Consider the following 2,633-nt stretch of genomic DNA (forward strand, 5'->3'; position numbering starts at 1 on the left):
TAAGGTCATAGTAAAAGTTTCGTCCACCTTTTCAAAGGTGGCAGGGGTCAAGGGGACGGCGTCCCCTTGTCGCCGTCCGCAGACGGCGAAATCTCCTTTATCCTCCAAAAACGGTGCAAGGGGTGAGAAATGCGACAGCATTTCGAGGGGAGGCGGACACGACCGCCTCCCCTTCTTACAAGTTTTAGGTAACTTACCCTCAAAAACGTTCCGGTGGAACGTTTTTGACAAAGCAATTTCTGTATGGGTTTGTGCATATTATATAATTGTCGTTCCTTTTTCGACAGACTAAGCGGCAGTCTCCGAGTTTCGGGGACTGCCGCAGTTTTTTATTTATAAGCAATTACGTAAATTCGCATTTTTTCGAATGCCGCTCAGGGGCGCTAACATACCCCTTTCCGGCATTTTGTCGATAAGATGGGACAAAACGCTTTTGTCATACACGAATCTGAATATCACTCAAAAACCTCGCTGAGAGAACGTGCAAGACCGTCCAGCTTGGAAGCCGTGGAAGCAGCGCTTGCGGAGATCTGAGCGTTCTGCTGAACAACGCCCGAAATGTGGGTCATGCTTTCGGATATCTGCTCAAAGGAAGCCGCCTGCTCCTCCGAAGCCGCCGCAATGCCGTCAATAAGCTTGTTGCTTTCGGATACGCCGTTCATCATGATGCGGAGCTGTTCTGCGGTCTCGTCAGCTATCCTGCTGCCCTCGGCAACCGCCTTGAGGGTCTCGTCAATAAGCTCAGCGGTACCCTTTGTAGCCTCAGCACTCTTGGTGGCAAGGTTTCTGACCTCGTCGGCAACAACGGCAAAGCCCTTGCCGTGCTGACCTGCCCTTGCAGCCTCAACAGCAGCGTTAAGTGCAAGTATATTTGTCTGGAAAGCGATATCCTCAATGGTCTTAACGATATTGCCTATCTTGCCCGAGGACTCCTCAATCCTGCGCATAGCGCCCTGCATCTCGCCCATTTTTTCGGTTCCCGCGTCAAGGGTACGGGCGGTCTCGGAGGCTATCCTGCCTGCATCGGCAGCAGCCTTAGCGCTTTCGTTTATCTGATGTGAAATGGTCTCGAAGGAGGCGGATATCTCCTCAACAGTGGCAGCCTGAGTAGAAGAACCGTCGGACAGCTTTGAGGAGACCTCCTGCATTTCCTTTGATTCGCTGCCGATATCGGAGGATATCTTTGTCACATGGCTGAAAATTCGCTTCTGCTCATTGCTTGCCCTTTCGGACTCGTCAAGATTTCTGCGGATATTGGCGAGCATAGCATTGAGTCTGTCGCTGAGCGTGACATACTCGGGGCAGGTGTGAACATCGAAATCCACGCTCAGATCTCCGCCGGAAACCACGTCAAGCTTCTGCAGGATATCGTTGATGCCCTTGATGATGACCTTCTGGATAAGGTTGTTTATGAGGATCATCACAATGACAAGCATACCGATGACCGAAACGCCGAATATCAGCATAAGTATGGTCCTGCCGCTGTAGACCTCGTTTTTCGGTAAAGCAGCGATAAGGATATAGTCATCGTTTTCGCCTGTAACGCAGTACACGTTATTGCCGCCTATTTTGCAGAACACGCCGTCAGCGCCGCTTAAAAGCTTGTCAGAGACGCCTGCGTCAGCTGCAGCGGTGCCGATAAGAGCCTTGTCGGGGTGAGCAGCGATAAGTCCGTCCGCCTTGGAGACCGCCATAACAAAGCCCGTGCTGCCCACAGTGAAGGAGTCGAGCACATTGCTTATGCTGTTTTTTTCAAGCTGCTTCTGGAGTCTCTCGGGAGCGTTTCCAACCTGAACGATACCTGTAGAATCCTTCCGCGCAACGCTTATGTACTGGAAAAGCTTTCCTTCCGCACCGTTCATCTGAGGCTCCTGAGCTATCTTTAAGGAGCTGTCGGTCAGAATGGGGAGAAAGGGCTTTGTCTGTTCGCTGGAATTGAAATCGAAGCCGAAATAATCGGGAACTGTGCCCCAGTAAATAACGCCCTTGTCATCAGTGACGTGAAGCTCGTCCACGCCCAGCATATCCTTTATTTCATCAAGCTTTGACGCGTCATTCAGAATGGACGGGTCAAGATAAACCATCTCGGCAAAAGCGTCCGCCTTGGCGATATATTCGGAATTTATCTGCTCGGTAAGCTCCGCCGTCTCTGCGTCGTTGGAAACGAGCTCGTCCAGCACATCGTTTATCCTGCTCACAGCCATATTTTTGGCGGTAGCCTGCATAACGCTTGTCTGAACGATAAACAGAACGGTCATCATAAATACCATTGCCGCAGCACAGGCGTATAAAATACGCTTGGTCAAGGTCTTTTTCATAAAATTGTCCTCCGATAAAATGATATGAATATACAATTTATACCATTATTCAATGATGCTTTTATCATATCACATATTAACGGAAAAATCAAGTGATTTATCTTATTTTCGATAAAAAAGCCGAAAATCTTTCTTGTATCTGATACAAAAAAATAAGATTATATGAGAAATATTTGTGCATTATCAACACATTTGCTGTGAGGCAAAAAAACGGGCAATACCCGAAAATTTATACAGCTTGTCGATAAAGTGGAGAAATGAAAAAAAGTTGCACAAATAAACACAACACTAAAAGTTTCGCTCAAGCCTTTTCCA

Annotated in this window: 2 protein-coding genes; one reads left to right on the top strand and one right to left on the bottom strand. The window is 48.2% G+C overall.

The genetic code is table 11. The features are described from left to right. The coding region (locus ACI4J0_RS05395; protein ID WP_439764790.1) for a hypothetical protein at positions 1-292 on the top strand (292 nt) is incomplete at its 5' end. A gap of 163 nt (positions 293-455) precedes the next feature. Here ACI4J0_RS05395 and ACI4J0_RS05400 read toward each other — a convergent pair. Then, entirely contained in the window at positions 456-2,318 is a 1,863-nt protein-coding gene (locus tag ACI4J0_RS05400) for a methyl-accepting chemotaxis protein (RefSeq protein ID WP_439764791.1), read from the bottom strand. Positions 2,319-2,633 lie beyond the last annotated feature (315 nt).

The sequence above is a fragment of the Huintestinicola sp. genome, assembly GCF_051882455.1.
Lineage (GTDB): Bacteria > Bacillota > Clostridia > Oscillospirales > Ruminococcaceae > Huintestinicola.

What these genes read in the sequence shown, in the direction of transcription:
- ACI4J0_RS05400 (WP_439764791.1), bottom strand. Translation starts at nt 2,318, where the DNA reads ATGAAAAAGACCTTGACCAAGCGTATTTTATACGCCTGTGCTGCGGCA.